Source organism: Solwaraspora sp. WMMA2059 (assembly GCF_027497315.1).
Taxonomy (GTDB): Bacteria; Actinomycetota; Actinomycetes; order Mycobacteriales; family Micromonosporaceae; genus Micromonospora_E.
In genome coordinates, this window is sequence record NZ_CP114908.1 from 6545234 (window position 1) to 6567843 (window position 22610).

Annotated in this window: 16 protein-coding genes; 12 read left to right on the plus strand and 4 right to left on the minus strand. The window is 72.3% G+C overall.

What is annotated here, in order from left to right:
* Nucleotides 1-554: 554 nt before the first annotated feature.
* A complete protein-coding gene (locus tag O7553_RS29980) occupies nt 555-1109 on the plus strand; it encodes a hypothetical protein (protein ID WP_281552860.1) in 555 nt (184 codons plus the stop codon).
* A gap of 469 nt (nt 1110-1578) precedes the next feature.
* On the opposite strand, the gene O7553_RS29985 is transcribed toward O7553_RS29980, so the two are convergent.
* Both O7553_RS29985 and O7553_RS29990 read right to left on the minus strand, forming a co-directional pair.
* Nucleotides 1579-1854 carry a helix-turn-helix transcriptional regulator gene (locus tag O7553_RS29985; RefSeq protein ID WP_281552861.1) on the minus strand — a complete coding sequence of 92 codons (276 nt, stop codon included), beginning with the start codon at nt 1852-1854 and terminating at the stop codon, nt 1579-1581.
* Complete coding sequence (locus tag O7553_RS29990) at nt 1854-2315, minus strand: hypothetical protein (RefSeq protein WP_281552862.1); 462 nt, start codon at nt 2313-2315, stop codon at nt 1854-1856. The genes O7553_RS29985 and O7553_RS29990 overlap by 1 nt, the downstream gene beginning before the upstream one ends.
* Before the next feature lie 134 nt (nt 2316-2449).
* On the opposite strand from O7553_RS29990, the gene O7553_RS29995 reads away from it, so the two are divergent.
* The gene (locus O7553_RS29995) at nt 2450-3136 is read left to right on the plus strand and encodes a CPBP family intramembrane glutamic endopeptidase (RefSeq protein ID WP_281552863.1); all 687 of its coding nucleotides are present in this window, start codon (nt 2450-2452) and stop codon (nt 3134-3136) included.
* On the opposite strand, the gene O7553_RS30000 is transcribed toward O7553_RS29995, so the two are convergent.
* Nucleotides 3137-3976, minus strand: coding sequence for a LysR family transcriptional regulator (locus O7553_RS30000; protein ID WP_281555813.1), 840 nt, complete (start codon nt 3974-3976; stop codon nt 3137-3139).
* A 103-nt stretch (nt 3977-4079) separates the two neighbouring features.
* On the opposite strand from O7553_RS30000, the gene O7553_RS30005 reads away from it, so the two are divergent.
* From O7553_RS30005 to O7553_RS30035, 7 genes are all read left to right on the plus strand, one after another.
* Nucleotides 4080-4832 (plus strand): SDR family oxidoreductase, encoded by a 753-nt coding sequence (locus O7553_RS30005; protein WP_281552864.1) that lies wholly within the window; start codon nt 4080-4082, stop codon nt 4830-4832.
* Nucleotides 4833-5736: 904 nt separating this feature from the next.
* Complete coding sequence (locus O7553_RS30010) at nt 5737-7347, plus strand: TIGR02677 family protein (RefSeq protein ID WP_281552865.1); 1611 nt, start codon at nt 5737-5739, stop codon at nt 7345-7347.
* On the plus strand, nt 7344-8576 hold the full coding sequence (locus O7553_RS30015; protein WP_281552866.1) for a TIGR02678 family protein: 1233 nt from the start codon (nt 7344-7346) through the stop codon (nt 8574-8576). The genes O7553_RS30010 and O7553_RS30015 overlap by 4 nt, the downstream gene beginning before the upstream one ends.
* An 8-nt stretch (nt 8577-8584) precedes the next feature.
* Nucleotides 8585-12793, plus strand: a complete 4209-nt coding sequence (locus O7553_RS30020; protein ID WP_281552867.1) for a TIGR02680 family protein — start codon at nt 8585-8587, stop codon at nt 12791-12793.
* Nucleotides 12790-14100, plus strand: a complete 1311-nt coding sequence (locus tag O7553_RS30025; RefSeq protein WP_281552868.1) for a TIGR02679 family protein — start codon at nt 12790-12792, stop codon at nt 14098-14100. The genes O7553_RS30020 and O7553_RS30025 overlap by 4 nt, the downstream gene beginning before the upstream one ends.
* A gap of 97 nt (nt 14101-14197) precedes the next feature.
* Entirely contained in the window at nt 14198-16525 is a 2328-nt protein-coding gene (locus tag O7553_RS30030) for a 2OG-Fe(II) oxygenase (RefSeq protein ID WP_281552869.1), read from the plus strand.
* A gap of 53 nt (nt 16526-16578) precedes the next feature.
* On the plus strand, nt 16579-18882 hold the full coding sequence (locus O7553_RS30035; protein WP_281552870.1) for an SEC-C metal-binding domain-containing protein: 2304 nt from the start codon (nt 16579-16581) through the stop codon (nt 18880-18882).
* Nucleotides 18883-18903: 21 nt separating this feature from the next.
* Here O7553_RS30035 and O7553_RS30040 read toward each other — a convergent pair whose 3' ends face one another.
* A complete protein-coding gene (locus O7553_RS30040) occupies nt 18904-19812 on the minus strand; it encodes an SDR family oxidoreductase (protein WP_281552871.1) in 909 nt (302 codons plus the stop codon).
* 120 nt (nt 19813-19932) lie between these two features.
* Here O7553_RS30040 and O7553_RS30045 point away from each other — a divergent pair, with 120 nt between their 5' ends.
* The 3 genes from O7553_RS30045 to O7553_RS30055 all read left to right on the plus strand — a co-directional run bounded on the left by O7553_RS30045 (nt 19933) and on the right by O7553_RS30055 (nt 22511).
* Nucleotides 19933-20502 carry a TetR family transcriptional regulator gene (locus O7553_RS30045; RefSeq protein ID WP_281552872.1) on the plus strand — a complete coding sequence of 190 codons (570 nt, stop codon included), beginning with the start codon at nt 19933-19935 and terminating at the stop codon, nt 20500-20502.
* 158 nt (nt 20503-20660) lie between these two features.
* Nucleotides 20661-21482, plus strand: a complete 822-nt coding sequence (locus O7553_RS30050; RefSeq protein ID WP_281552873.1) for an SAM-dependent methyltransferase — start codon at nt 20661-20663, stop codon at nt 21480-21482.
* A gap of 84 nt (nt 21483-21566) precedes the next feature.
* Complete coding sequence (locus O7553_RS30055; protein WP_281552874.1) at nt 21567-22511, plus strand: acyltransferase domain-containing protein; 945 nt, start codon at nt 21567-21569, stop codon at nt 22509-22511.
* Nucleotides 22512-22610 lie beyond the last annotated feature (99 nt).

Here is a 22610-nt window from a genome sequence, read left to right on the forward strand (position 1 = left end):
GGGCTCCTGTTCAGCTCGAGGGTGTTGACGTGACGCAACCCCCGCGGACCGACGGCCACCCGTCCGTACGGTGATGAACCGGCGACATCGATGTAAAGAATCGAGGTTGCCGCTGTCGGTGAACCAGGTGCGGGCTCGGCTAGGGTCGGCACCGACGGCGGACTTCGTGCATGTCACCGCGCAGCGGTCGGCCCGGCGGATCCTGGGAAGGCGGCCAAGCTGCGCCGTCGCTGGCGTGCCGCACGGCTACTTGCTTCAAAGTCTCCGAAGACTCAAGAATCTTCGCAAGGCCGTGCCGGGCTCTTGGCTGATTGAGTGAGGCCGGAATACCCGCACTTCGGTACATGGCTGTGCCCCGGGCCGCATGCAGAGCAGAGGCGGACACCGGGGCTTACGTCGTCAAGTGTAGCGGTGCCGGGTGTAAAGGAGTAGTCGTGTCGGAGTCCTGGCAAGATGAGGTGCTCTGGCGATGCCTGTCGAAGGCTCGGTCGGCGCCGTACCTAGCTGCGGCTAGTGGCGACAGCGCCCGCGCTCTTCGTCTCTACGCGTGGAACATGGAGGTCTCAAGCGCCTTCCTTGGGCCACTCCACGTGCTGGAGGTGTGTCTACGCAACGGCGTCGACGACCGCCTGACCGTACTGGCTGGTCGGCCTGACTGGTGGCGTTCAGACATCAAGTTCACATTCGTCGCAGAGCGGATGGTCCAGGATTCGATCAAGAAATGCCGGATCCGGAAGGATGTGACACCGGGGAGCGTGATCGCTGAGTTGCCACTCGGTTTCTGGGTTGGGTTATTTGGCAGCGGTGGCTCCTGCCAGTACGAGACGACGTTATGGCGGCCTGCTCTGCGGAAGGTTTTCCCAGGATATCGAGGATCCCGAAGGGATCTCCACTCTGATCTCGATCACGTCCGCGCGTTCCGCAACCGCGTCGCCCATCACGAGCCGATCCACCGCCGGCACCTGGCTGCCGACCGCGAGACGATCGTCCGGCTGCTCAGACTCATGTCGCCTACGGCTGCCAGCTGGGTCGTCACACACGACCGAGTGCCTGAGGTGCTCGCCCGGCGGTCTGCTGTCATCGGTGGGGCCGCGTCACCCAGTTTCTGATCGCGAGGAGTGTGGTATGCCGCATATTGAGGTAGACGAGGAGACCTATCGGAATTTGGCGTTCGCCGCGAGGGTTGCGGGCATAGAGATTGGTGAGGTTGTCACCCGCCTGGTGGCACTGCCTCGGGAGCCGAGCACGCTTGAGCTGGTGGGGGATGAGCCCACTTCGATCCCTGTCTACGCTGACTACGACGGCCACCGGACTCGGGCATGTTTCACTCCGGGACCAGGGCGGGTCGAAATTCTGAGCGGCCCGCTCGCTGGTTCGGTGTACCGCACGCCGAGCGAGGCTGCTCGGGCCGTGGTGAGCGAACGGCGCCCCGGGGTCAACCCACAGCGGAACGGCTGGACCTTCTGGATCGAGACAGCTACCGGGGCACCTATCCAACGGTTGCGCCACGTCAGAAGTTGACGTCCGCTACCCGCCCTCCGGCGCCGTCCTGCTGGTGGCCGCAGTGGCCGGTGTGCGTCACGGGGGCGGAGCCTGGGGACCCGGTACGGGCGGCTCGGTGGGGCGCACGCTGAACAGGTCACCGGGCTGGCAGTGCAGCACGTCGCAGATGGCGGTCAGAGTGGAGAACCGGACCGCTCTGGCCCGGTCATTCTTTAACACCGACAGGTTGACCACGGTGACTCCGGCCCGGTCGGCGAGTTCGGTGAGGGTCATCCGGCGGTCGGCGAGCAGCCGGTCGAGGTGGCAGACCACCCGGTGATTGGCGGACTGTTCGTCGTCGGTCGGGGCCATCAGACCAGTCCGTCGAGGTCGGCGCGCATCGCCGTGCCCCGGCGCAGGAACTCGGCCGCCGCGCCGACCCGGCGGGCGTTGCGCGGGTGGAACGGGTCCGCTGAGCGCAGCGACCGCACCACCCGCCACAGCAGTCCGCCGGCCGTCGCGACGACGGCGGCGAGCAGCAGCGCCGGCCCGAAGATCCAGAGTCGGTCGCCGACGGTCGGCTCGGTCACGGTCAGCAGGGCGGCGTCCTGGGGCGTGAGCGTGAAGCGGCCGGCGGTGGCCTGCGGTCCGAGGTCGGTGGTGGGGTTCACCGTGACGGGCGCGACCAGGTTGTCGGCGATCAGTACGCCGATTGCCGAGGCGGCGGCCAGCAGGGTGCCGAGCGCCACGGCACCTGCCGTGACCGTCTCGAAGGCCCACTGACCGGCCGGAGCGGTACGGGGACGACGCCCCTGCTCGATGTCGTGCCGCACGGCGGCCCTCCCTATCGAAATTCGATATGAAACTGGGTCTAGTATATCGAATCTCGATATGCCGACGGCGGGTCGCCCCGCCACCAGCACGTCGGAGCGACCGCATCCGCCCACCGGAAGGCTGGACCAGCACAATGACCATCCCCGTTCCCGTCCGCTCCGCCGGGGTGTTCCTGGCCGGCGCGCTCATCTGCTTCGTCGGCCCACCGCTGGCCATGGGACTCTTCGCGGCCGACGGGGTGCCGGCGGTGCTGGTCGCGGTCGCCGTCGCCGAACTGGTGTCGGCCGCCGCCCTCATCGCCTGGTGGTTACGCCGCCACGGGCTGCCCCGCCGAAGTCTCGGCCTGACCTCGCGGCACTGGCGGCGGGACATGCTGATCGCGGTGGCCACCGTTCCACCCCGCCTGCTACTGGAGTTCGGGGTGCTGATGCCGGCGGCCGGCGGCGAAGCCAACCCGGAGGTCCAGGAGATCCTGCGCATGTCCGCCGCCGGGCCGGCCGCGTTGGCCGCCACCATCTTCCTGGGGATCGTCGGCGGCGGCATCGCCGAGGAGCTGTACTTCCGCGGGTTCCTGCTCGGGGCGATCCCGCAGCGGTCCGCCCGCCCCCGGGTGGCGCTGTGGGTGGCGGCGGTCGTCTCGGTGGTCCTGTTCGGCGTGCTGCACCTGCCGGCCAGCGCGCTGGACGGGCTGTCCATCACCGTCGCCGGTCTGGTCTACACCGGGCTGTTCCTGGCCACCCGCCGGCTGACCGCGCCCATGGTGGCCCACGCGCTGTGGAACGCCGCCGCGCTCGGCACGGTCCTGCTCAGCTACGGCTGATCACAGCTGGGTGGCGGTCCGGACGAGCCCGGCGACGGCACGGGAGCGGTTGTCCGGCAGCCAGGCGAGCACGGTGGTGACGTGCGGCGCGTCGGTCAGCGGCACTGCCGTGTGCGCGCTCCACAGCCACGACCGGGACGAGGCGCACAGCACGGCCATGGTGTGCCCGAGGGCGATCAGCTGGGCCAGCTGCGACTGGTCGTGGATCTCCGGCCCGGGTCCGGGTTCGTACGTACCGTCCGGGCGCGGCCAGCGGGCGACCGGCAGCCCCGGCACGTCGCCGATGCCGGCCATGGTCAACGACGTACGGGTGGCGAGCGGATGCCCGGCCGGGAGGATCGCGACCTGCTGCTCGGTCAGCAGATCCTCAGTGTCGAAGCCGGTGAGCGAGTCGAACGGCCGCTGCATCAGGGCGGCGTCGGCGCGGCCGTCGCGCAGCATCCGCGCCTGGTCGCCCATGCCGCACAGCAGCACGTCGATCTCGGCCGCGTCCGGCTCGACGGCGTGCGCGTCGAGCAGCTTCTGCAGCAGTTCGTGGCCCGCGCCGGCCTTGGTGACCAGGGTCAGCCGGTTCGCGCCGGCGGCGGCGCGGCGGGTACGCCGGGCCGCCGCCGCGGTGGCGGCCAGGATGACGCGGGCCTCGTCGAGCAGCACCTGACCTGCGTCGGTGAGTGCCACTCTTCGGCGGTCGCGGTCGAGCAGGGTGACGCCGAGGCGGCGTTCGAGCCGGGCGATCGCCCGGGACAGCGGCGGCTGGGCGATGCCGAGCCGTTCGGCCGCCCGGCTGAAGTGCAGCTCCTCGGCGACCGTGACGAAGTACCGCAGCTCACGGGTCTCCAGCGTCTCCACGCCGACAACGATACGTCGGTGATACCCGCCGGGTATGACAGCGGAACTCAACTGGTGTAACGACGGCGGCTACCGCCGCGCCACCATCGGCGTCATGACCGAAACGAAGGCCACGACCGGAACGAAGACCGCGCTGGTCACCGGCGCGAACAAGGGACTCGGCTACGAGATCGCCGCCGGGCTCGGCGTGAAGGGCTACCGGGTGGCGGTGGGAGCGCGCGACGCCGCCCGCGGCGAAGCGGCCGTCAAGACGCTGTACGCCGCCGGCGTCGACGCGTTCGCCGTACCGCTGGACGTCACCGACGACCGCAGCGTCACCGAGGCCGCGCAGCTGATCGAACGCACCGCTGGAGGACTTGACGTCCTGGTCAACAACGCCGGCATCGCCGGCGAGACCGGGCCGGGGTGGGAGCAGGACCCGACCACGCTCGACCTCGACGCGGTCCGCCAGGTCGTCGACACCAACGTGTACGGCGTGATCCGCGTGACCAACGCGATGCTGCCGCTGCTGCGCCGGTCGCCGTCGCCGCGCATCGTCAACATCTCCAGCAGCGTCGGCTCACTGACCTGGCAGTCGGACCCGGAGATCAACGTCGGCCCGATCATGGCGGCCTACTCGCCGACGAAGACGTACCTCAACGCGGTCACCGTGCACTACGTGCGGCAACTCGCCGGCACCGACATCCTGATCAACACGGCCTGTCCGGGGCTGGTCGCCACCGACTTCACCGGCGGTGTCGGGCGTCCGGTCCAGGAGGCCGCTGCCACCCCGATCCGGCTGGCCACCCTGCCCGACGGCGGCCCGACCGGCACGTTCGTCAACGACGACGGCAGCATCCCCTGGTGATCTCCCGGCCCTGTCGGTGACTCCGCCTTGCTGGTGACCGGGCTGGACCAGCCCGGTCACCAGAGGGGGACCGGCGCGGCGGGCGGCGGGGACGGGCAGCGCCGACAGTTCAGCGTCCGGGCCGTCGGCTCCGTCGCCGGCCCACCGTTGGTCGCCCCCATCAGTGCCGTTGTCACCGGATCCGCTGTTGTCGCCGCTGCCCGGCCCGAGCAAGGTGCAGGACGCCAGCCGGGTCAGCCCGGTCGGCCGCGCCGCGTGCCGGCCGATCGCGATCTCGATCCGTTCGAGGGCGGCCCGCCGCTTGTCCCGCAGCGGCCCCACGATCGCGTTCTGGGCGAAGTTCGGGCCGCCCTCGCCGGCTGTGGTCAACAACCGTTCGTTGGCCTCGGCGATCTGCCGGAGGCTCAGATTCTGGTCGACCTCGGCCGCTGCCTGCGCCGGTACGGCCGGCAGCCGGTCCGGTACGGTCGGGCACTCGACCATCGGGTTGGCCTGCGTCCGACCGTCCGTGCTGTGCCCGGCATGGAGGGCGTCGTAGCTGACCGCACAGTCGACCAGCGACATCAGACCGGTCGGTCGGGTCGCCCGGTCACAGGCCCGCGATGTTCAGGGTGACCTTCGACATCGGCCGGTCCACGCAGGTGAGCAGGTAGCCGTCGGCCCGCTGCCGTGGGGTGAGGCAGTTCGGTTCGTGCTGCTTGACCTGGTGCCGCAGGTGTCTCGGTAGCCGAAGGCCGCGATCGGGCAGCGCCAGGATGCTCCGGCAGCCCTCGTCAAGGGCTGGTCACCTGGTTCACCTCCACCACCGGGCCGGCGAGCGCGTCCCGCGCTGCAGCATCCGGCGCGGCAACCACGAGCCCGCTGTGTGCGTCGTGGTCCGATCCGGGTCTGCGATGATGGCGGGATGTCCACCGGTACCGCACCGGCCGCTCAGCCGTTCGCGCACCTGCAGGCGCAGAATGTCACCCTGTACCGGGACGTGCTGGACGCCTTCATCCGCGCGAAACGTCGGTTCACCGTGCATCTGCGGCCGGAGGACGTCCTGGCCGAGATCGGCCCCGGGGTGTCGCTGGAGGCCGTCGCGGCGGCGCTGGCCCAGCTCGCCGAGTGGGGCAACCTGCGGGCCGACCCGGACACCGGACGGGTCACCACCGTGGAAGACTTCCACCGCGCCCGCTACCTCTACCAGTTGAGCGCGCACGGCCACGCCGCCGAGCAGGCCATCGCCACGTACGAGGAGGCGATCGGCCGACGCGGCGCCCTGCAGTCGGTGGCGCTGTCCGACATCGCCGACCAGCTGCGCGCCCTGCTGGGCATCGCCACCGAGGCCGCCGCCGGGTCCGCGCCCGACCCGGCGAAGACCCACCTGCTGATGCTGAGCCTGGTCGACCGGTTCACCGGGCTGGCCGACAACGCGCAGGCGTTCATGGCGTCGCTGCGGCGGGCCGTCGACTTCGCCGACGCCGACGTGGCGGCCTTCCTCGCGTACAAGGAACAGCTGATCGCGTACCTCGAACGGTTCATCGCCGATCTCGCCAACCGGGGCGCGGAGATCGCCAACCTGGCCCACCGGATCGAGGCGACCGGGGTACGCCCGCTGCTGGAGATAGTGGCCCGCCGGGAGGCCGTCGACGCCGCACCCGGCGAGGACGCCGACGACCGGGCACTGCACCAGGCGCGGGTGGTCTGGCAGCAACGCTGGGACGGGCTGCGGGACTGGTTCGTCAGCGGCGACGCCAGCCGGCAGTCCCAGGCACGGCTGCTGCGTACCGCCGCCATCGGCGCGATCCGGCAGCTGCTCGGCGCGGTGGCGTCGATCAACGAACGTCGGGCCGGCCGGTCGGACCGGTCGGCCGACTTCCGGTCGCTCGCATTGTGGTTCGCGCAGGCCTCCGACGACGAGGCCGCGCACCGGCTGTGGCACACCGCGTTCGGCCTGTCGCCGGTGCGGCACCTGACCGTGACGACCGAGACCCTGGCCGCGGTCGAGCAGCGACCGGTGCCGGCATCGACGTCGTGGGCCCAGGCACCCCGGCTGGAGATCAGCCCTCGACTGCGCAAAACCGGATCGTACGAGCGGCGTGGCTCGCCGAGCCGGGTGCTGGACCGATCCGCGCAGCGGCGGCAGTTGGCCGAACGTGCCGAGCGGGAGACGACCCAGACGGCCCGCGCCCGAGCGGCGTTGGCCACTGACGGGCCCGTCCCACTGTCGCGCCTCGGTGAACTGGACACCGCCGAGTTCCGGCTCTTTCTCCATCTGCTGGGCGACGCGCTGGCGGCCCGGCGGCCGGACGCCACGGAGGTGACCACCACCACCTCCGACGGCACGCTACGGGTACGTCTGGTCCGCGTCGACGGGGCGCCGCCGGTGCGGATCGTCACCGCCGACGGGGTGCTCACCGGGCCGGAGCATCTGGTCGACATAACCGACCTGGCTCCGACCGGAGCCGACCTGGTCTCTGCCGGCCCGCTCTCTGCCGGAGCCGACCTCGCGGCGGTCGGGGCGGCCGGGTGAGGGCGCGCGGCCCGGCCGAGGGCGACTCCTCGGGCCGGCTGCAGCGGGCCGCCCGGCTGCTGCTCGCCCGCCCGCTGCTGGTCGCCGGGCTGACCCCGGACGCCGAGTTCCGGCTGGTCCGCACGTACGCCGTAGAGCTGCGCGAGTGGTTCGACCGGGAGACCGGGTGGCGGCTGGTCGCCGACGCCCAGACGATCCGGCTGATGAAGCTGACCGCCGACCCACAGGACCAGACCCACCCGGCCCGGGATCCGAAGGCCAGGACCCCGTTCTCCCGGCAACGGTACGTGTTGACCTGCCTCGCCCTGGCCGCGCTGGAACGCGCCGACGGGCAGATCACCCTGGGCCGGCTGGCCGAGGACGTGGTGCTTGCCGCCGCCGATCCGGCGCTGGCCGCCACGGGGTTCACGTTCGCCCTGGACCGGCGGGAGCGGCGGGCCGACATGGTGGCGGTGGTCCGGCTGCTGCTGCACTGGGGGGTGCTGCGCCGGGTGGCCGGCCACGAGGACGCGTACCTCGGCACCAGTGGTGACGTGCTCTACGACGTTGACCGGCGGGTGATCGCCGGCCTGCTGGCCAGCAGCCGCGGCCCGTCGATGATCGGTGACGTGGCACCGGACGGCCGGCTGGCGGCGCTGACCGTCGAGGTGGTGCCCGATGTCGAGGATGCCCGCAACCGGGCGCTGCGGCACCGGCTCACCCGGCTGCTGCTCGAACAGCCGGTCGTCTACTACGACGAGCTGACCGAGGCCGAGCTGGCCTATCTGACCAGCCAGCGGTACGCCATCCTGAACCGGATCACCCAACTGACCGGATTGGTTGGCGAGGTACGGGCCGAAGGGGTCGCGATGGTGGATCCGGCCGACGAGCTGACCGACGTCCGGATGCCGGCCGAGGGGATGCAGAGCCACCTGACGCTGCTGCTGGCGGAGCGGATCGCGGCGGCCGGTGCCGGCGCGGCGGGCACAGGCGGCCTGCGGGTCAGCGAGCTGCACCGGCACACCCGCGAGCTGGCCCGGGCGCACCGGTCGTACTGGCGCAAACACGCCACCGATCCGGGCGCCGAGGTCGAACTGGTCGCCACCGCGTTGGACGCGCTGCGTGCCCTGAAACTGATCACGGTCGAACCGGCCGAGGACCCGCTGGTCGTCGCCCGCCCGGCGATCGCCCGTTACGCCCTGGCGGAGCCGACGATCCGCCAGAGCCGTCCCGCCGCCCTGAGGAGGTAACCGTCACCGTGACCGCCGCAGCCACCACCGCCGCACCGACGTCCATGCTGGACCGGGAGCTGCCGGTGCCGGACCGGGAACGGTGGCAGCCACTGCGGGCCGGGCTGGTGGACATCTTCTACTACGACCAGGAGGAGTTCCACTTCCACGGCGGCAGTCTGCTGCTGCGGGGCAACAACGGCACCGGCAAGTCGAAGGTCCTCGCGTTGACCGTACCGTTCCTGCTGGACGGTGAGCTGACACCGTACCGAGTGGAGCCCGACGGGGATCCGCACAAGCGGATGGAGTGGAACCTGTTGCTCGGTGGACGGCACCCGCACCCGGAGCGGACCGGCTACACCTGGCTGGAGTTCGGCCGCCGCGACGCCGACGGCACCGCCCGGTACCTGACCATCGGCTGCGGACTGAAGGCGGTGGCCGGGCGCGGAATCGCCCGGCACTGGTACTTCGTCACCAGCCAACGGGTCGGCGCCGATCTGCAGCTGCTCACCCCCACCGGTACGGCGGCGACCCGGGACCGGCTGCGGGACGCGATCGGCCCGGTGGGGATGCTCTACGACCGGGCCGTCGACTACCGGCGGGCGGTCGACGAGGCACTGTTCGGCCTGGGCGACCGGTACGACGCGCTGGTGTCCCTGCTGATCAAGCTGCGGCAGCCGCAGCTGTCCAAGCGTCCGGACGAGAAGACCCTGTCCCGGGCGCTCGGCGACGCGCTACCGCCGCTGGACGAGAACCTGATCGCCCAGGTCGCCGAGGCGTTCCGGGGTCTCGACGACGAGCGGGAGACGCTGACCGAGCTGCGCGAGACGAAGAAGGCCGCCGACGACTTCCTCACCCGCTATCGGCAGTACGCGCGGATCGCGACGAAACGCAAGGCCGCGGTGCTGCGGCAGCAGCACAGCCGGTACGAGCAACTGGGCCGCGAGCTGGGCGACGCGCAGCGGGCGCACGAGCAGGCCGACCGGGCGGTACGTCAGGCCGAGGTCAGACTGGCCGAGCTGGACGCGCGCGCCACCGAGCTGCAGGCGCGCCGACGGGCGCTGGCGGAAAGCCCCGAGGCGCGTACCGCCGAGCATCTGCGTCGGCTGCGGGAGGCGGCCGATCAGCGGGCGACGTTCGCCGACCAGCAGGCCAAACGCCTGCGTGACGTCGAGGCGGAGGCGGCCCGGACCCGGCGAACCGCCGAGCAGACGGCGCAGGAGCTTCAGTCGGCCCAGCGGGACGAGGCTGCGGCCCGTACCCGGGTGGCCGGCGGTGCGGCGGCGGCGCGGATCGCCGACCGGCACCGTGACCGGGTCCTCGCCGCCCTGCCGGACGACTCCGCCCATGGGCTCGACGAGGCGCGCCGGGCCGCCGGCCAGCTGGTCCAGGATCGGCGGGCCGCGCTGCGTACCCTCGATCGGCTCCGCGCGGCCGCCGAGTCGGCCCGAACCCTCGCAGACCGCGCCCGGGAGGAGGTCGACCGGCTGGACGCCGAGGTGGCGGCGGCCGACGAGGCGGTCACCGACGCCGAGACCGCCGCCGCCGAACAGGGCGAAACCCTGGTACGGCGCACCGGCGAGTACCTGACCGGGCTGGTCGAGCTGTCTATCGCCGACCCGGAGGCGGTGCTCGGCCGGCTCGACTCCTGGGTGAGCACCCTCGACGGGGACAACCCGGCCGCCCGGGAGGTGACCGCCGCCAGCCGGGCAGCCGCCGAGGCGATCGCCCGCGCCGACGCGGCGGTGGAGGCCGAGCAACGGCGGGTCGCCGACCGGGTCGGGGAGATCGACGCCGAGCTGCGTCGGCTGACCGACGGGGCGCACCAGCCGCCACCGGCACCGCACACCCGGTCCCCGCAGCTGCGCCTCGACCGGCCCGGCGCACCACTGTGGCGGGTCGTCGACTTCGTTGAAGGCGTGCCGCCGCAGGTGCGTGCCGGCATCGAGGCGGCGCTGGAAGCCGCCGGGGTGCTCGACGCGTGGATCGACCCGGACGGCACGGTCCGCGACCCGGACAGCGGCGACGCGCTGCTGCGACCAACCGACGAGGTGGCGACGAACCTCGGGACGCTGCTGCGTCCGGCCATCGACGACGCCGACCCGCACGCCGCCGCGCTGACCGGGCCGACCGTCGCCGCCGTCCTCGCCGCGATCGGCCTCGGCGCGGAGTCCGGTGCGGCGACCTGGGCCGACACCGACGGCGGCTTCGGCATCGGCGTCGTCACCGGGCGGTGGACCAAACCGGACGCGGAGCACATCGGCGACGGCGCCCGGGAAGCGGCCCGCCGGGCCCGGATCGCTGCGCTGCGCGCCGAGTCCGACGAACTCGCTGCCGTGTCGGCCGACCTCGCCGAGCAACGCACCAGACTGGACGAACGTCGGCGGGCGGTCGGCCACGAGACCGAGAGTCTCCCCTCCGACCAGCCACTACGCGAGGCGCACACCCTGGTCCGTGGCGCCCACCAGTTGCGCCGGGACACCGCCTGCCGACGTGACGAGGCGGCGGCGAGGCACCGTACGGCGGTCTCGGCGGCGCAGACGGCGCTGGCCGAGGCGACCGAGTTCGCCGACGACGTGGGTCTGCCACACGACGCCGACGGGCTGGCGGAGGTTCGCGACGGGCTGCAGGACTACCAGGTGACGTTGGCCGCCTGGTGGCCCACCCTGACCGGGGTACGCGATGCGACGCGCCGCCGCGCTGAGGCGTCCCGCACCTACGAGGAGAAGCAGGAGAAGCTCGAACCGGCCGCGATCGAGGCGGCCGAGGCGGCCGAGGCGGCCCGGCTGGCCCGGGTGGAGTTCGAGACGTTGGACGCGACCGCCGGCGCGACCGTCGCCGACCTGGAACGCCAGCTCCGCGAGGTGGCCGACGCCGAGCAGGAGTGCCAGCGGGAAAGCCGGGAGACCCGGCAGCGCGAACGCGACGCCTGGGGTGCCCGGGGCGACGCCGACGGGCGACGGGACCGGCTGACCGAGGAACTCGACGGGGCCACCGCCACCCGGGACGCCGCCGTCGAAGTGCTGCGGGCCTTCGCCGACACCGGCCTGATCGCCCTGGCCTGCCCCGAGCAGGAACTACCGGACACCCGACAGCCGTGGGCGACGACCCCGGCGGTGGCCGTGGCGCGCGGCGTCGACCGGCTGCTCGCCGACGTCGACGACGGTGACCGTCCCTGGGAACGGATCCAGCACCAGGTCAGCCTGGACATGAAGGTGCTCACCGACAGCCTGTCCCGGCACGGACACCAGGTGCTGCCCGCCGTCCGCGAGGACACCATGATCGTGGAGGTGGTGTTCCAGGGGCACGGCCGCTCCGTCGCGGACCTGTCCGCCGCCCTGGTCACCGAGATCGACGAACGGCAGCGGGTGCTCTCCGCCCACGAGCGGGAGGTGCTGGAGACCCACCTGGTCAACGAGGTCGCCGGAGCGTTGCAGGAGCTGGTCGCCGGCGCCGAGCAGCAGGTTGCGACGATGAACGGCGAGCTGGAGGAGCGGCCCACCTCCACCGGCATGCGGCTGCGGCTGCTGTGGCGGCCCACCCGCGACGCCCCGCCCGGCCTGGCCGAGCTGCGCGCCCGGCAGCTGCGGCAGAGCACCGACGTCTGGAACGACGCCGACCGTCGAGCGATCGGCGCGTTCCTGCAGGAACAGATCAGCCGGGAACGGCTGCGCGACGAGGCGGCGACCTGGCACGAGCAGCTCACCCGGGCGTTGGACTACCGGGCCTGGCACGAGTTCGCAATCCAACGCCACCAGGACGGGCAGTGGCGGCCGGCCACCGGCCCGGCCTCCGGTGGTGAACGGGTGCTGGCCGCCAGCATCCCACTGTTCGCCGCCGCGTCCTCGTACTACGGGTCGGCGGGCAATGCGCACGCGCCGCGGCTGATCGCCCTCGACGAGGCGTTCGCCGGGGTCGACGACGACTCCCGGGCCAAGTGCCTCGGGCTGCTCGCCACCTTCGACCTGGACGTGGTGATGACCAGCGAACGGGAGTGGGGCTGCTATCCGCAGGTGCCCGGACTGGGCATCGCGCAGCTGGCCCGGCACGACGGCATCGACGCCGTCCTGGTCACCCCGTGGCGGTGGGACGGGCGGGAACGGCACCGGATGCCTCGGGTCGAGCTGGCGGTACCGCAGCAGCGACCGACCCGCCCGGACGGCGAACCCGACCCGACCCGACCGGACCCGACCGGACCTGACGGCTCGGAGCAGCCCGCTCTGTGGTCCGCCGAGTGACCGGACCGGACGGCGATGTGGTTGGGCCGGATCTCGATGTGGTTGGGCCGGATCTCGATCGGCTGCGCCGGCAGCTCGGCGGGGCCGACACCGAACGGGTCGTGCAGCGGGTCCGCCAGCGGATGGCCCACGGCCGGCCGCTGGCCGGCACGATCTCGCTGAGCCAGCCGACACCGGCCGAGCGGCTGGCGGTGCAACGGCTGCTTGGGCGGCCACCCGCCCGGGGCACCTCGCTGACGGTCAACCTCGACGACCTCGACCAGGTGGTCCGCCGCAGCGGCCTGCACCCGGACGGGCTGGCCGCCGCCGTCGAGACCCTCCTCGGGCCGGTGCCGGTGACCGCCGAGGTCCGCGCCGCCGCCGACGCCGCATGGCGTACCGTGCTGGAGCCGTTGGACCGGCTCGGCCGCCGCGCGCCGCACCTGGCCGACTGGTGCGGCGACCGCACCACGGTCGCGCTGGCCCGCCGACTGTCCGGTACGCCGGACGCGGCGGCCCGGCTCGTCGAACACCTGGTCGCGGTGCTGGCGGCGTTGCCTGCCGACGGTGCTCCGTTGGCCCGGCTCGCCGCGCAGACCACCGGCGACGCGCACGCCCTCGACGCCGACCGTCCACTGGCCACCCTCGTACTGTCGGCGGTGCGGGCCGTCTGGTGGCCCGGGGACGACGAACCGACGTCCCCGGCGCAGCGGCGGCGGGCGCTGTGGGACAGCGCCGGTGTCCTTGTCGACGAACTATCGTCGACCGTACTGACGCTCAACGTCGTGGCGAGTCCGGGCAGCCGGCTGTCCGCCCTGACGGCGCCCGCCGCGACGGCCGGTGAGCCGCTAGTGCTGACCCTGCGCCAACTCGGCCGGGAGCGGTCGACTTTCCCGGCCGGCACCGTCCACGTCTGCGAGAACCCGACGGTGCTGGCCGCGGCGGCCGACCTGCTCGGTCCGGAGTGTCCGCCGCTGGTCTGCGTCAACGGCCAGCCGAGCACGGCGGCGCTGCGGCTGCTGACCGGCCTGACGGCCGGTGGCGCGCGGTTGCGCTACCACGGCGACTTTGACTGGGGCGGGGTACGGATCGCCAACCTGTTGCGCTCCCGGGTGCCGTGGCAGCCGTGGCGCTACGACGCCGCCGCGTACCGGGCGGCGGTGGCGGGCGCGGCCGTGGTGGGCGCCGTGTCGGGGACGCTGACCGGCCGGCCGGTCGACGCCGGCTGGGACGCGGAGCTGACCGCTGCGATGAGCCGGCACGGTACGCGGGTCGAGGAGGAGCTGGTCCTCGACACCCTCCTCGCCGACCTGTCCGGTGCCCAGTAGCGCGTGATCATCCTGCCCATAGTCGACTGTCGCACCGGTTGTCCGCTGAACGGACGTGCGAGTGGCCCTACCGGATTGTCTGGCCTAGAGTCTGCGCGTGCCAGCATCCCCCGTTACCCCGCCTGACCGACTGGCCGCGCTACTGGGCACCGTTGGCCCGGCTGGCGCGTTCAGCGCACGTCGTACCGCGTCACCCCATGGTCTGAGGCTCGCGGTGCGCGGTGTCGGGCCGATCGCCTTGCCGGCGGCCGCCGAGCAGGCGAAGCAGCTGTGCTCAGTTGGCCGGCCGGCCAGGTTCGGCAAGGGTGAGCAGACGCTGACGGACGCCGGGGTGCGCGACACGTGGGAAGTCCCGACGAGCCTCGTCGACATCGACGAACAGCGGTGGCACGAGACGCTCCACCCGATGCTGGACCAGCTCCGGGCCGACCTCGGCCTGCCGCAGGGGTGCGAGCTGGTCGCCGAGCTGCACTCGATGCTGGTGTACGCGCCCGGCCAGTTCTTCGCGCCACATCAGGATTCGGAGAAGGCTGATGCGATGATCGGCACCCTGGTGGTGACGTTGCCGTCGGAGTCGGCCGGCGGCGTGCTGTCGATCGAGCACGCCGGCCGGACCGGGAGCTACGAATCGTCACCGGACGAGCTGACCTTCGTCGCGTTCTACGCCGACTGTCGGCACCAGGTGTCGCCGGTGACGACGGGCCACCGGATCGTGTTGACCTACAACCTGTTGCTCGCCGGTGACCCGGTCACCCTGGCCGCCGGCTCGCTGGGCCAGGACCTGGTCACCGAGTTGACCGGCTGCCTGGACGATCACTTCGCGGAATCGGCCGACGGGCCCGCCCGGCTGGTCTACCTGCTGGACCACGAGTACACCCAGCGGGCGTTGGGCTGGGACCGGCTCAAGGGCGACGACGTCGGACGTGCCGCAGCGGTGCGGGCGGCCGCGCAGGCCGCCGGTTGTGAGGTCACCCTGGCGTTGGCGGAGCTGCAGGAGACCTGGAGCGCCCTCGACCCCGAGGAATCATGGGGCCGCTGGGGTCGGGGCCGGAGTCGGTACGGCCGGTATCGGAACGACGAGGAACCCAGCGGCGGGAGCGGGTCGGGCAAGTACGAGCTCGAAGAGCTCATCGACTCGTCGATGACCCTCGACTGCTGGCTGGACGAGTCCGGCGAGGTGGTGCCGACGTCGCTGCGGGTTTCCGACGACGAGGTGTGTGCCACGACGCCCACCGCGAACCTGTCGCCCCAATCGTCGGAGTACGAGGGGTACATGGGCAACTACGGCAACACGTTGGACCGGTGGTACCGCCGGGCGGCGATCGTCGTGTGGCCACGTCGGTGGACCTTCGCGATCCGTGCGCAGGCGTCGCCAGGCTGGGCCCTCGACCGGCTCGCCGGTCTGCTGCGGGCCGGGGACGTCGCCGGTGCCCGGAGCAGCGCCGCCACGCTCGCCTCGTTCTGGCGGGTCACCCCGGCGGCCGGTGAGCTTGTTGCCGGGCGGGCACTGGCGGTCGCCTGGGAGCTCGACGAGCCGGACCTGGCTGCCATGCTGCTCGCGCCGCTGCGGGTGGAGGCGCTGGCGCCGGCCGACGCCCCGGTGCTCGCCCGCCTCGCCACCCGCTACGGCGAGTCCTGGGCCCGGGATCGGGTCAACGGCTGGTTCGGCCGGAACTGGCTGTCCCGTTCGTCGCTGTTCGACAAGCAGACCCCGGACTGGCTGGCATCGCTGCCCGCGATGTGCGCGGCGCTGCGGGCCACCTCCGACGCCGGGGGTGTGCTGGTCGGCCGGCTGCTGGTGGCCGGTGTCTGGTCCGAGCTGCACGGCCGGGCCCGAGGACTGCTCAGCTACCCGGCGGCCCGCGACCGGCGCAGGTACCTCGCGGACCTGGGGCCGCAGATCGCCGTCGTCCTGGCTGGTGCCGCCAGCCTCGGTACGGCTGACCTGGCTGACGGGCCGGTCGAGTTCCTCTGTCAAGACGAGGACGACGTGCTTGGCTGCGCGATGTCGACGCTGCGGGCCACCCGCGCGACCGCAGCGGACCAGGCGGGGCAGCAGGTGACCGGCCTCGACACCCTCACCGCGCACGCCGCCCGGCGGCTCGAGCAGCGGCTCGCCAGGCCAGTTCGGGCCGCCGACGACTGGTCGGTGGAACTGCCCAAGGGATGCGACTGCGAGCTGTGCACCACCTTGGTGGCGTTCCTCGGCGATCCGGCGCGCCGCACCTTCGAGTGGCCGCTGGCCGAGCAGCGCCGCCGCCACGTCCACTCCCGCATCGACCAGGCCGACCTGCCGGTCGACCATCAGACCCGGCGCAGCGGGCGACCGTACACTCTGGTGCTGCGCAAGACCGACGCGCTCTTCGATCGCGAACGCGAGGCCCGCCGCCGCGCCCAGGAAGACCTGGCCTGGCTCACCCACTGACCGAGCCGGCCGGTCCGACCCCGACCACTCCGAACAGCTACGAGGACCCGAGCATGCCGATCACGGCCGTCCGACAGATGGCGTACTTTCCACCCTCGGCCTACGAGCAGGCGTGGGAGCGCGGCCTGCTGGACGCCACCAACTACCGGGACCACGCGGACTACCGCCGCGAGATTCAACAGCAGCTGCAGGCCCTGTCCACCGACGGCCGAGGCCCGATCCGGATCGTCGCGCTGGACGTGCCCGGCCTGCTGGCGTACGCGGAACAGACCGGCCAGGACCCGACCAGCCGGCAGACCCGGCTGGGTTTCGTGGGCTGGCTCGGTGAGCAGGGCGCCGACACCGTCGCCTGGCCGCCGGAGCGCAACGCCGGGTGCTGGTGCGGCTCCGGCCGCAAGTACAAGAGGTGCTGCGCGGCACCGTCGTTCCTGGCGGTCGAACCGGCCGACCCGGCGTCGCTGGTGCTCACCGTCGAGCTCGACGGGGTGGCGCAGCGGGTGTGGCGGCGGGTTGCCATCCCGTCGAACACCCCGCTGGATCGGGCCCACCGGATGCTTCAGGAGGCCTTCGAGCTGCCCGGTGAGGGGTCGTACGCCTTCCGCACCGACGAGTACACGATCGTCGCGCCCGGGTCTGGCCAGCGTGGTGTCCCGGCGGACGGGGAACGGCTGGTGTCGATCGCCACCGAACTCGGCGACCAGTTCCACTACTTTCACGGCCACGGCCGGAGGTGGCGCCACACGGCCACTCTCGACGAGATCCGGCCCGGCGGACCCGGCAACACGTTCACCGTGCTGGCGGGTGACGGCAGCTGGCCGGCCGAGCCGGTCGCCGACCAGGTCAGGCAGGCGATCGATGGGCTGATGGAACTTGCCGAGTCCAGCGCCGACGTGGTCGCCGCCGAGGCTGAGTCGTTCCGTGAGTTCGGCGACCGGGCCGACCCCATGGACGTGGAAATCCACACCGCGCAGCTGCTGGCCAGGTTCGACCAGACCCAACCGTCGGGGTCGATCGGGCTGGCGATGGGGGCGCTCTCCATCGCGAACCGGCGGCCGAGACCGCACGTGGCGGCGTTCGTCGCCGCCGTGAACCACCTGATGCCCGGCCTGGTCACGGGGAAGGCGCTGACCGACCTGGCCCGGCATGGAGTGCCGTTTCCGGCATGGGCCGAGCGGCTCGGCAAGGTGGACCCACGGCGGGCGTGGCGCTACCGGGACGCCTTCGGTGATCAGGAGGCCGTGCTGGTGACCTTCGGCTACCTCGGCGACGCCGCCGAACACGGCATCCTCGTCGAGATCGCCACCTGCCCCACCCCCGCGGTCAGCGTGGTCCACCTGTCTCGAAGCGTCGACGCGCTGCGGGAGGTGCTGGAAAAGTCCGCCGCCACCGCCGCCGGCCCGGTGATCCTGGAAGAGACCACCCTGGCGTGGGCGTCCGGGGCGTTGGCCGGCGTGCTCCGGCGAGTCAGTTCTGACCTGCCGGCCGAGAGCCGGGCCTGGCTGCCGATCGTGGCGCAGCGGGTCGACCTGCTCCCACAGCCCGAACCGGTCGAGCCGGCCCGCCACACCCGGGCGGACCGGGCTGCGGCGGTCGACGGGTTCCTGGCCGCCACCGCACCCCTGCCGGGCGTCGACGGCGACGTCCTGCGGTTCTGGGCGCAGGTCCTGGCCGGTTCCACCGGGACGGACGGTTCGGCGCCGACCCGGATCGGGCCGGTCTGGCTCGGACACGTCCTCGGCGAACACGTCCCACGTACCTTCGAACTGACCCTTGCCCAGCGGGCCGGGCTCAGTGCCGCCGTCACCGCCTGGGCCGGGTGGGCGGCCGAGCAGCAGGGCCTGCCCGCCGCCGCTGTCGAGGTGCTGGCGGCCCGGATCGCCGAGATCGACGAGGCGTTCGACCGCGCCTACGCCGACCCCGAGCGGGCGGCCGCCCGCAGCTATCTCAGCGACATCACGCCGACCACCACCGACGGGGAAGACCTGCGGCGGGCGTTCGCGCTGCGAACCGCCGCCGTCCCGGTGGCGCGACCCGGGCAACTGACCGAGCAGCCGCTGTGGGTGTCCGATTTGGCCGACCGGCACCGGATTCTCGCCGCCGAACTCGAGTCGTGGGAACTGGCGCCGAGTCAGTCTGTTGCGGCCTGGTCCGCCGCGCTCACCGCGATCAGCGACCAGCTCTGGAACCTGGAGTCCGACCTGGCCCGCGAAACCATGGACTACCTGGACCAGGTCGGCCCGGACGATGAACTGCTCGGCGACCTCACCGAGCTCGCCGTCGAGCACGGCCTCGGTACGACCAGGTTCAACGCGGCAGCCCGCGACCGGCTCACCCCGGATCCCGAGGACCTCGGCTGAGCGTTGGTCGCGTCGGGGACGTCACGCCTGGAAGTAGTGCCCGTCGTGCAGGTCGGCGATCAGGCCGGGGCGGCTGGGGGACCAGCCCAGGAGTTCCCGGGTGATCGCGGCCGACGTCGGATTGTCCAGTTGGGCGAACGGCCCGAGGAAGCCGAAGTAGTCGTCGGCTTCCTCGGGGCTGATGCTGCGGACCGGCACGTCGAGGTTGCGGGCGATGGCGGCGGCGATCTGTCGGAAGGGGACTCCTTCGTCGGCGGCGGCGTGCAGGCGGGAGCCGGCCGGGGCCTTTTCGAGGGCGAGCCGGTAGAGGTCGGCCGCGTCGAGCGTGTGCACGGCCGGCCACCGGTTGGTGCCTTCGCCGACGTACGCCGCGTACCCGTGCTGCCGGGCGGCGGCGACGAGGACGGTGACGAAACCGTTGCGGTCGAGCGGGCTGTGCACCGTCGGAGCGAGCCGGACGACGCAGGAGCGCACGTCGTGGGAGGCGAGGCCGATCACGAAGTTCTCCGCGTCGACCCGGTAGCCGCTCGGGAGAGCGTCGTGTTCAGTGCCGGGGCGGCCGACGAGTCCGCCCATCGCGAGCATGGCTGTGCCGCCCGTGCCGACCAGCGGTTTGCCGGAGCCGCTCAGACCGTCGGCGAGTGCGTGGAGGGCGGCCAGGTCGGCACCGGCGGCGCCGGTCAGGTCGCCGGTGAGCAGTAGGTCGTGACGGAACGCCAGGTGGATGACGCCGTCGGCGGCGTTCGCTTCGGTGCGCAGAACGTCGAGGTCGGACAGGTCGGCGCGACGCGTCCCGGCACCCAGTTTCTCGATCGCGGTAGCGGATGCTTCGGAGCGGGCCAGGCCGACGACGTCGTGTCCGGCGGAGATCAGGGCCGGCACGACCGCCGAGCCGAGGTGGCCGGAGGCGCCTGTGACGAATACGCGCATGTTGGTGTTCCTTCGTGAGTGCCGATGTCGCCTAGTGACATCACCCTACCTTGTGATGTCACTAGGCGACATGGCTGGATCAAGAAGATGTCGTAGTGTGACATCGGATACCATCGCGGCATGGCCCGCTGGCAACCGGACGCACGCGGCCGCCTGGAGGCGGCCGCCTTCGAGCTGTTCCGTGAACGCGGCTTCGAACAGACCACGGTCACCGACATCGCCACCCGTGCCGGCCTCGACAAACGCACCTTCTACCGGCTCTTCGGCGACAAACGCGAGGCGCTGTTCGGCGGCAGCGAGCAACTGGAGGACCTGCTCGTCAAGGCGGTGACCGAGACGGACGCCGCCCCCTTCGAAGCGGTCGTCGCCGCGTTCCGTCAAGTGGCGGAGGAGATCTTCGCCGACCGTCTCGAGCTGGTCCGGGTGCGCCAGACCATCATCGAGAGCAGTCCCGAGCTGCAGGAACGTGAGCTGCGTAAGATGGGCTCGCTGGCGGCCGCGGTCGTTGCCGCGCTGTGCGCCAAGGGCCTTGACCAGACCGCGGCGACCCTGGCCACCGAGTCGGGTGTCACCGTGTTCCGGGTCGCGTACACCCGCTGGGTCGAGCCCGGCAACCGCGACTCGCTCACCGACCTGATCGCCGAGGTCGCCAGCGAACTACAGGCGATCACCTCGCCTGTTCGACGGTAGTTGCCGCGCGGTACGCTGCCGGCTTGACGGCTGTCGCGGGACGACGGTGCGCCCGCCGGGCCAGCACACAGTAAACCGTCCAGTAAGCTCGGTCGCCCGTTGGCCGTCGGCGCGACAGCCGACGGCCCGGCGTACTCAACTGGGTTCCGGAGGTTCTCATGGCCGACCACGACGCAACGCTGTTCGACCGGCTCGACACCTCGGTGCCGCATCCGGCCCGCCGATACAACTACTGGCTCGGTGGGAAGGACAACTTCGCCGTCGATCGGGCCTCGGCGGACCAGATCGCGGCGGCCTGGCCGAGCGCGCCGATCGCGGCGCGAGAAAACCGCCGCTTCCTCGGCCGGGCGACCCGGTTCCTGGCCGCCGAGGCCGGGATCAGGCAGTTCCTCGACATCGGCACCGGCCTGCCCACCGCGGACAACACGCACGAGATCGCCCAGGCGATCGCGCCGGAGTCGCGGGTGGTGTACGTCGACAACGATCCGATGGTGATGGTGCACGCCAGGGCCCTGCTGACCAGCACCACCCAGGGCAGAACGTCCTACATCGAGGCCGATCTGCGCGAGCCCGGCAAGATCCTCAACCATCCCGACCTGCTCGCCACCCTGGACCTGTCCAAGCCGGTCGGGCTGATGCTCGTCGCGGTACTGCACTTCCTGCCGGGTCGAGGGGCGGCCGCACCGGTCGTCGCCGAGCTTGTCGACGCGCTGCCGCCGGGCAGCTACCTGGTCGTCAGCAACGCGACCAAGGACTTCCTCCCGGCACCGATCGCAGCGGTCTACGACCGGATGCTGGCTGCCGGGCAGACCGACATCTGGCCCCGGGAACGCGCCGAGTTCGCCGCGCTGGTGGAGGGCCTGGACCTCGTACCACCCGGGATCGGGGTGGTGAGCGACTGGCGCGCCGACGAGCAGGACCAGCCACGTCCGGCGGCAGCCGACGTGTCGGTGTACGGTGCGGTCGCCCGAATTCCCTGACCGCCGCACCGGGCAGCGCAGTTGCCGGAGGCGAGTCGCCCGCAGCACGCCGGTAACTGCGGCCTGGGCGGTAGCGTCGTCCGGGTGAACCTGGACGAGACCGCCGCCCGGCTCGGGGTGCCCGTCGCCGACGTCGAGCGGGTGCACCGGCTCGCCGGTGACCGGCCGTCGGCTCCGCTGCCGGCCAGGGCCGACGCGCCCGCGATCCTGGACCGGCTCGCGGTGCGGCCGGACGACGCCGCCGAAATCATGGCCGGCTGGCCGGATCCCGACTCGCCGCTGTGGACTCCGGAGCTGCGCTGGCTGCTCGACCGGACGATCGCCCTGGTCCGGGCCGACCTCGGCGGCTACGGCTGGCTGGCACCCGGCCCGGAGCTGCCCCGCGACCGGGGACCCGCCTGGCGGCACCTCTACGTGTACGCGTACCTGGCCCTGGTCGACGTCGTCCGGGCGTACCACCGCGCCCACGGCATCGCCGACGCCGTGTCCTGGGCGACCCTCGCGGACCTGGGCCGCAACCTCGCCATCGACCGGCGGATGCGTGGCGAGGGCTGGCCGGTGATGCAGGCCTGGCTGACCCTGCACGTGCGCGGCGGCCTCTACGAGCTGGGCCGGCTGCAGCACCACCGCAGCGACACCGCCATCGAACTGCACATCCCCGACGCGGGGCCGCTGACCCCGGAGGCGGTCAGCGCGTCACTCGACGCGGCCCGCGCGTTCTTCCCCCGGCACTTCCCCGACGGGCGGTACGCGGCGTTCGCCTGCGGGTCGTGGCTGCTCGACCCGCAACTGCGGGAGTACCTGCCGGCGGACTCGAACATCGTCCGGTTCCAGCGCCGGTTCGAGCTGGAGCCGTACCAGGAGCAGGACGGGCCGGACGCCGACGTCGAGGTGCTGCGGTTCGTGTTCCGCACCCTGAGCACGCCGCTCGACGCGCTACCACGCCGTACCGTTCTGCAACGCGCCGTCGTCGACCACCTGTCCGCCGGCCGCCACTGGCAGTGGCGCCGCGGTCGCTTCCCGAGCTGACCACGCCTGCTCTGCACCCGGCTCGGTAACCGCGACGGCCGAGGCGGAAACGAGGCGGGTGACGGCCGACCGGCTGTCTGCTGTCGCCGGATCACCAGG